The organism is Compostibacillus humi, assembly GCF_014637175.1.
GTDB classification, from domain to species: domain Bacteria; phylum Bacillota; class Bacilli; order Bacillales; family Amphibacillaceae; genus Oceanobacillus; species Oceanobacillus humi.
Window position 1 is genome coordinate 1 of record NZ_BMEV01000093.1, and the last position, 7961, is coordinate 7961.

Consider the following 7961-nt stretch of genomic DNA (forward strand, 5'->3'; position numbering starts at 1 on the left):
TATCGCTTTTATGAGTTGGTGGAAGAATCAGGAATCCCAGAATTTAAAAGAAATATTCAGACCTTAAAGAACTGGCAAACAGAAATATTAAACAGCTTTGTATATGGATATTCAAATGGATTTCTAGAAGGGATTAATAATCACACGAAAGTCATGAAACGGAATGCGTTTGGATTTAGAAACTTTAGACGTTCCCGTGCACGAATATTACTATCGCACAAGTATAAAGAAATTGGAGTTCATGTGGGTTAGGAAGACAGTTTCTTTTTACTCCTCTTCCTTTATTGGTAAAATTTATTTCACCAATAAAGGAAGAGGCCACCAAGCGCAAGCGCGGTAGCCTAAACCCCAACATTTGACATAGAACCTGGATTAAAAAGTGTCCTTCTTTTTATTACTGTATGGAAGTATGGTATATTTAAAAAATAATTGGAAAACTATATGTAACCTTTAAAAAGGCAGGTTTGGCTTATGTTATTTGTGTTAGACGTGGGCAATACGAATACGGTATTAGGTGTGTTTGAAGGCAAGGAACTAAAATATGAATGGCGGATTAAGACGGATCGGCATAAAACAGAAGACGAGTTTGGAGTGCTTATTTCCTCTTTATTTAAACATCGTGGAATAGAGATGTCGGAAATTACTGATGTCGTTATCTCCTCTGTCGTGCCGCCAATTATGTTTGCCTTGGAAAAAATGAGCCGGGATTATTTCCGCATGGAACCTTATATCGTGGATAAAGGCGATTTTCAGTCCTATTTAAAAATGAATTATCCGAGACCCCAAGAAATTGGTGCGGACCGAATCGTCAATGCGGTAGCCGGAATCAGCCAATATGGCGCGCCTTTAATTATCATTGATTTCGGAACAGCAACGACCTATTGTTATATAAATGATAAAAAGGAATATAATGGGGGGATTATTGCCCCTGGAATGAATATATCGATGGAAGCCCTGTATTCCCATGCATCAAAGCTTCCTAAAATCGAAATTGAAGCACCGACAAATGTCGTCGGGAAGTCAACGGTTGAAGCAATGCAATCGGGAATTTATTACGGAACGATTGAAATGATTGATGGACTCGTCCGAAGGATAAAAGAGCAATATAATACAGATGCTACAGTCATTGCCACCGGCGGACTGTCCCAGCTGATTGCCAAAGATTCGAAAATGATTGACCGGGTTGATCCAAACTTAACGTTAAAAGGATTAGCCATGATATATGACATGATGAAAAAGAAAAATACATGAGGGAGGATCCTATGAAAACTGATTATTTAGTAAAGGCAACAACATATGACGGAAAGGTTCGCGCCTATGCCGCAACCTCAACGAATTTAGTGGAAGAAGCAAGGAGACGTCAAGATACTTGGGCGACGGCATCGGCTGCGTTAGGAAGAACGTTAACGATTACGGCTATGATGGGAGCCATGTTAAAAGGAAATGATTCCATCATGGTAAAAGTGGAAGGAAATGGCCCGATTGGCGCTATTATCGCCGATGGAAATGCAAAAGGTCATGTTCGCGGCTATGTGCTTCATCCCCATGTTCATTTCGATTTAAATGAAAAGGGAAAATTGGATGTAGCAAGAGCTGTCGGCACTGAAGGCAGGATTAGCGTCATTAAAGATTTAGGTTTAAGGGACTATTTTACCGGAGAAACGCCAATCGTATCCGGTGAGATCAGTGAAGATTTTACCTATTATTTTGCCACTTCGGAACAGATTCCTTCGTCCGTCGGGGCTGGGGTATTAGTAAATCCCGATCATTCCATACTTGCTGCTGGAGGATTTTTAGTTCAAGTAATGCCGGGGGCTCAAGAAGATACGATTGATAAATTGGAAAGGCAAATTAAGGAGTTCCCGGCTATCTCCTCCCTTATTCGGGAAGGTTATACTCCAGAGCAAATATTGGAACGGCTATTTGGAGAAGAAAAAATAAACTTTCTCGAAACATTGCCGATTGAATTTCGCTGCAAATGCTCCAAGGAAAGGATAGCCAATGCCATCGTTGCGCTAGGTAATGAAGAGATTCAGGCGATGATTGACGAAGACCACGGGGCAGAAGCGAGCTGTCATTTTTGTAATGAAAAATATTATTTTACGGAAGAAGAGCTGGAACAGTTGAAAAGATAGGGGAAGGAAGAATTCCGCATGTCCAAAAAGCTCCTGTTTAGTATTATTATCGTGCTGCTAATTACAAATTTGACTACCCTGCTTTTTTTGCAATCAAAGGATAGTGCGAAGGAAGGGATAGATAGAAAGGGAACCGTTGCCATTGTCGGTGATGAACGAATCGATTATGACGACTGGATTCATGAGTTAAAGGGAAAATATGGGAAGCAGCAGCTGAAACAAATGATCGATCGTGCTGTTGTCCGCCAGTTGGCAGCAGAACATGATATTCAAGTGGATGAGAAAATTGTACAGCGGGATATTGCCCGGAGGACGACAATGGCTGGAATTATTCCGGAAGAAAAGTATGAACAGGTAGTTGATTTCTGGCAGGAAGATATTATTTTCCGTTACCAATTGGAACAATTATTGACGTTAGACATAGCTATATCAGAAGAAGAAATAGCGCATCATTATGAACAGTATAAAAATGAGTACGATTTTATTTCCTCCTTGCAGCTTTCCCATATTGTCGTTCCTGATGCGGAAACGGCAGAAAAGGTGAAAAGGGAACTCGATGAGGGTGCGTCCTTCTCTTTGTTGGCACAGGAATATTCACTGGATGAAGCGACGAAGGAGGCAGGAGGCTATCTTGGCTACCTGCCGACAACAAGCCAGTTTCTTCCAAATCAGTATGAAGAAATAGCAAATAATATGGAAGAGAATACATATAGTGAGCCGTTTGCGACCGATGAAGGGATGGCGCTGATTTTTCTTCATCGCAAACTGGATTCGGTACAATTTGCTTACGAAGAAATAAAGCCGTATATTCGCAGCGAGCTGGCATTAAAAAAAGAGAATCTCGTCCCATCTGCCGAAAAGTTATGGAATGAGCTGGAAATCGATTGGATATATGACGACGAAAAGTAGCCATCGGAAAAAGTATTAGTTGACAAAGTGGGAAATAAGGCATACATTAATCTTATAAGAATACTTGGATTTAGGGGAGGCGTTTTTTTGAAAGTTGTCGATTCCATTACCGATTTAATCGGGGAAACACCCATTGTAAAGCTGCGCACCACCGATGAAGAGATGGCGGACATTTACGTAAAATTAGAATCATTTAACCCGGCCAGTTCTGTAAAAGACCGGATTGCTCTTTCCATGATTGAGGCGGCAGAAAAAGAAGGATTGCTAAAAGAAGGGGATACAATCGTCGAGCCGACTAGCGGAAACACCGGAATCGGCTTGGCGATGACTGCGGCGGCAAAAGGTTATAAAGTTGTGATTGTTATGCCGGATACGATGAGTATCGAACGCCGAAACTTACTCCGTGCCTATGGGGCGAAACTTGTATTAACCCCTGGGGCCGACGGAATGAAGGGCGCAATTGCCAAAGCAGAGGAATTGCAAAAGGAACACGGCTATTTCATGCCGCAGCAATTTATGAATGAAGCAAATCCGGAAGTCCATGCCCGGACAACAGGTCAGGAAATCATCAAACAAATGGGCGATGGTTTAGATGCTTTCGTTTCCGGAATCGGAACAGGAGGAACGATTACCGGAGCAGGCAGAGTACTAAAAGAACACTTTGAAGGAATTAAGCTTTATGCAGTGGAACCGACTGATTCCCCAGTACTGTCCGGCGGTTCTCCAGGTCCGCATAAAATTCAAGGAATTGGCGCAGGCTTCGTTCCAAAAGTATTGGATACAGAACTTTATGATGAAGTTATTACGATAGAGAATGAAGAAGCCTTTGCTGCATCCCGGGAAGTAGCGAGAACAAACGGCATTTTAGTAGGAATTTCTTCGGGAGCCGCATTGGCTGCAGCGAAAAAAGTGGCAAAACAGCTAGGTAAAGGCAAAAAGGTCCTCGCCATTTTGCCAGACACAGGGGAAAGATATTTATCTACCGCTTTGTTCCAATTTGAAGAAGAATAAGATAAAATAGCATCTGAGTGATGCTATTTTTTATTGTTGGCAACAATATAGATTAAGACCGAAGAGGCGGGTGTCGAATCATGCTGCTAAAAACGAAAACGAAAACATTACATTTATCTGAAAGAACTCATATCATGGGAATATTAAATGTTACACCGGATTCCTTTTCCGATGGCGGGAAATACTACTCCTTAGAAAAAGCAGTGGAACATGCCCAAAAAATGGAAGAGGAAGGGGCGGACATTATTGACATAGGCGGAGAGTCTACAAGACCAGGTCATGCTCCGGTTCCGGCAGAGGAAGAAATAAAGCGAATCGTTCCTGTCATTGAAGCAGTAAGAGCAAAAGTCTCCGTGCCGATCTCCATTGATACATATAAGGCGGAAACGGCAAAACATGCTATTGAAGCAGGGGCAGATATCATCAATGATATATGGGGTGCAAAGCGGGATCCGGCTATTGCTGAGGTAGCAGCAGCCTATAACGTGCCGATTATATTGATGCATAATAGGGAACAAGCAGTTTACACATCTCTAATTGAAGATATGAAAAAGGACCTGCAAGAAAGCATTGCCATTGCCAAAAATGCCGGAGTTCCGGATGAGCATATTATTTTAGATCCAGGATTAGGTTTCGCCAAAAATCATGAACAGCATTTGCTTGTCATGAATCAGCTGGAACAATTTGTAGATATGGGTTATCCATTTCTACTAGCAACGTCACGGAAACGGTTTATCGGCAAAGTGCTCGGACTGGACAACCCGGAAGACCGAGATGTCGGCACAGGGGCAACGACATGCTTAGGAATAATGAAGGGGGCACATATCGTACGGGTCCATGATGTAAAACTGAACGCCCAGCTGGCAAAAATGATGGATGCCATGCTCGGAAAGAAGGTGGATTCGAATGGATAAAATTATTATTCATGATATGGAATTTTACGGATATCACGGTTTATTTCCGGAGGAAAACCGGTTAGGGCAACGTTTCTATGTTGATTTGGAACTGTATTTAGACTTAGAGCCGGCCGGAAAGAGCGATCGCATGGAAGATTCCATTGATTACGGACACGTATACGAGATTGTGAAAAGTATCGTAGAGGGGGAAGCGAAACATTTAATCGAAGCGGTAGCAGAAACGATTGCTTCCGAGTTGCTTCAGCAGTTTGTACCGTTGGAAGCATGCACTGTAAAGGTGAAAAAACCAAACCCGCCCATCCCTGGACATTATCAGTCGGTAGCGGTGGAGATTCACCGGAGGAAAGAAGATGAATAGTGCTTTTATCTCCCTTGGAACGAATATCGAACCGAGATGGGAATATTTACAGCAGGCGCTGGCGCTGCTGGAGCAACAGGAAGAAATTGATATTGTAAAAATGTCGTCTGTTTACGAAACAAAACCCGTCGGCTATTTAGACCAGGGGAATTTTTTAAACATGGTAATTCAAGCTGAAACAAGCCTGGCATCGATGGATTTGCTTTCGGTATGCCAAAAAATTGAAGCAGAGTTAGGCCGGAAAAGGGAAATCCGCTTCGGACCGAGAACGATTGACCTTGACATACTGACTTTTAATCAAGAAAATAGTACCGTAGCAAAATTGACTCTTCCCCATCCACGTATGCATGAGCGCGCCTTTGTACTCATTCCTTTTGCGGAAATTTCCCCCCATTTCTATATAAACAAATGGAATAAAACCGTTTCTGAATTAAAAGATTCGTTGCCGCAATCGGAAATAAATGGGGTAAGGGTTTGGAGGAAAACAAACTGAGACAACGAGGAATGGCCGGTTGAAGCCTTATCAGGGCATTCTAGCAGAGGAAAAACTCTGCCTCACGGGTTGAGTTTTTCAAAATCAGGCAATAATGAACAGCAAATAGAAGATAGATAGAATAAAAATGGCAAACCCCCTTTAATATTGCCATTTGCTTGCCGTATCGTCTGTTGAACATGTAGAATAAACAAAGAGTGTTCTCAGGATTGTTGCGATACATATAAAATATCTTTATTTAATTACAGAACTGGAGGGTGTCACTTTGGCGGAAGAATTAAATGAACAAATGATTGTACGGCGGGAAAAGCTACAAGCATATCAAGAAAAAGGAATTGACCCTTTTGGCGGCAAATTTGAACGTACCCATTTGGCGAAAGATATTTTTGACAAATATGATGCTTTATCGAAAGAAGAACTGGAAGAAAAAAATGATCAGGCGGTCGTTGCGGGACGAGTTATGACAAAACGCGGGAAAGGTAAAGCCGGGTTTGCCCATATTCAGGATGTATCAGGACAGATACAGATTTACGTCCGGAAAGATGCCGTCGGAGATGAAGCATATGAAATTTTTAAGACTCTTGATTTAGGGGATATCGTCGGAGTTCGCGGAGATATTTTCCGCACGAATATGGGCGAGCTGTCGATTAAAGTAGATGAATTTTACCTGCTGACGAAATCTTTGCGTCCGTTGCCAGAGAAATATCACGGCTTAAAAGATATTGAACAGCGTTACCGCCAGCGTTACCTTGACTTGATAACAAATATGGAAAGTAAAAATACGTTCGTATTGCGCAGCAAAATTATTCAATCGATGCGAAACTACTTAAATAATGAAGGGTTTTTAGAAGTAGAAACCCCAATGATGCATAATATTCCAGGCGGTGCCAGCGCCAGACCGTTTATTACCCATCATAACGCTTTAGACATTGACTTATATATGCGAATTGCTATTGAACTTCATTTGAAACGGCTGATCGTCGGCGGCTTGGAGAAAGTATATGAAATCGGCCGTGTATTCCGAAATGAAGGAGTTTCTACGAGACATAATCCAGAGTTTACGATGATTGAATTATATGAAGCCTATGCGGACTATGAAGATATTATGGAATTGACCGAAAATATGATTGCCCATATTGCCAAAGAGGTTCTAGGCACAACAACGGTTACCTATGGGGATTACGAAGTCAATCTTGAACCAAAATGGAAAAGACTCCATATGGTAGACGCTATTAAAGAAAAAACCGGAGTCGATTTTTGGAAACCGATATCTGATGAAGAAGCAAGGCAATTAGCAAAAGAACATGGTGTAGAAATTAACGAGAACATGACTTACGGTCATATCGTGAATGAGTTCTTTGAGCAAAAGGTGGAAGAAACACTAATTCAGCCAACATTTATTTATGGCCACCCGGTGGAAATTTCTCCGCTGGCGAAAAAGAATAAAGAAGATGAACGATTTACAGACCGTTTTGAACTATTTATTGTAGGCAGAGAACATGCAAATGCCTTTAGCGAATTAAATGATCCGATTGATCAGCGCCGGCGTTTCGAAGCCCAAATGAAAGAAAGGGAACAGGGCAATGATGAAGCCCATGTGATGGATGAAGATTTCCTGGAAGCATTGGAATACGGGATGCCGCCAACTGGAGGGCTTGGAATTGGAATCGACAGGCTAGTCATGCTCTTAACCAATTCTCCATCGATAAGAGATGTCCTTTTGTTCCCGCAAATGAGAAGCAAATAATAAAGGAAGCCTTTGTTATCCGGCTGGATGGCAAAGGTTTTTTCTATGTAATTGGACAAATAATCCCAAATAGGAAGGGAATGCTATATATATATGTAAAAGGATAAATATTTTTACCCACAATTTTCTTATAGAAAAAGCTTGATTTAAAATAATAAACGTGATAAATTAAATATCGTTGTTCTGAGCGAGCAACCAAAAATTTAATTAAAAAAGATGTTGACACTACATTACAAATCATGTTATATTAATAAAGTCGCCATTACGAAGCGGCGAAATGATTTGCTCTTTGAAAACTGAACAAAACAACCTGTGCAGAGGGAAGAAGCAACGCTTCAATCCCCTGAAATAAAACGCTAAGATAAATGAACGTTGTTCATTTAAACAAACT

General features: G+C 41.4%; 9 protein-coding genes. All 9 read left to right on the top strand.

Annotated elements, in window-relative coordinates:
* Nucleotides 1-252, top strand: a 252-nt coding sequence (locus IEV18_RS15700) for a transposase (RefSeq protein ID WP_188393325.1), incomplete at its 5' end; no start/stop codon positions are given.
* A gap of 219 nt (nt 253-471) precedes the next feature.
* Complete coding sequence (locus tag IEV18_RS15705) at nt 472-1251, top strand: type III pantothenate kinase (protein WP_188393326.1); 780 nt, start codon at nt 472-474, stop codon at nt 1249-1251.
* Nucleotides 1252-1262: 11 nt separating this feature from the next.
* Nucleotides 1263-2135: an Hsp33 family molecular chaperone HslO gene (gene hslO, locus IEV18_RS15710; protein ID WP_188393327.1), complete on the top strand. Its 873-nt coding sequence runs from the start codon at nt 1263-1265 to the stop codon at nt 2133-2135.
* An 18-nt stretch (nt 2136-2153) separates the two neighbouring features.
* A complete protein-coding gene (locus IEV18_RS15715; RefSeq protein ID WP_188393328.1) occupies nt 2154-3044 on the top strand; it encodes a peptidylprolyl isomerase in 891 nt (296 codons plus the stop codon).
* An 87-nt stretch (nt 3045-3131) separates the two neighbouring features.
* On the top strand, nt 3132-4055 hold the full coding sequence (gene cysK, locus IEV18_RS15720) for a cysteine synthase A (protein WP_188393329.1): 924 nt from the start codon (nt 3132-3134) through the stop codon (nt 4053-4055).
* Between the two features lie 80 nt (nt 4056-4135).
* Entirely contained in the window at nt 4136-4969 is an 834-nt protein-coding gene (folP, locus tag IEV18_RS15725) for a dihydropteroate synthase (protein WP_188393330.1), read from the top strand.
* Complete coding sequence (folB, locus tag IEV18_RS15730; RefSeq protein ID WP_188393331.1) at nt 4962-5330, top strand: dihydroneopterin aldolase; 369 nt, start codon at nt 4962-4964, stop codon at nt 5328-5330. The genes folP and folB overlap by 8 nt, the downstream gene beginning before the upstream one ends.
* On the top strand, nt 5323-5823 hold the full coding sequence (gene folK, locus IEV18_RS15735; protein WP_188393332.1) for a 2-amino-4-hydroxy-6-hydroxymethyldihydropteridine diphosphokinase: 501 nt from the start codon (nt 5323-5325) through the stop codon (nt 5821-5823). Before folB ends, folK begins: the two co-directional genes overlap by 8 nt.
* Before the next feature lie 265 nt (nt 5824-6088).
* On the top strand, nt 6089-7570 hold the full coding sequence (gene lysS / locus IEV18_RS15740; protein WP_188393333.1) for a lysine--tRNA ligase: 1482 nt from the start codon (nt 6089-6091) through the stop codon (nt 7568-7570).
* Nucleotides 7571-7961: the final 391 nt, after the last annotated feature.

What these genes read in the sequence shown, in the direction of transcription:
- folK (WP_188393332.1), top strand. Translation starts at nt 5,323, where the DNA reads ATGAATAGTGCTTTTATCTCCCTTGGAACGAATATCGAACCGAGATGG.
- IEV18_RS15715 (WP_188393328.1), top strand. Translation starts at nt 2,154, where the DNA reads ATGTCCAAAAAGCTCCTGTTTAGTATTATTATCGTGCTGCTAATTACA.
- folP (WP_188393330.1), top strand. Translation starts at nt 4,136, where the DNA reads ATGCTGCTAAAAACGAAAACGAAAACATTACATTTATCTGAAAGAACT.
- IEV18_RS15705 (WP_188393326.1), top strand. Translation starts at nt 472, where the DNA reads ATGTTATTTGTGTTAGACGTGGGCAATACGAATACGGTATTAGGTGTG.
- folB (WP_188393331.1), top strand. Translation starts at nt 4,962, where the DNA reads ATGGATAAAATTATTATTCATGATATGGAATTTTACGGATATCACGGT.
- hslO (WP_188393327.1), top strand. Translation starts at nt 1,263, where the DNA reads ATGAAAACTGATTATTTAGTAAAGGCAACAACATATGACGGAAAGGTT.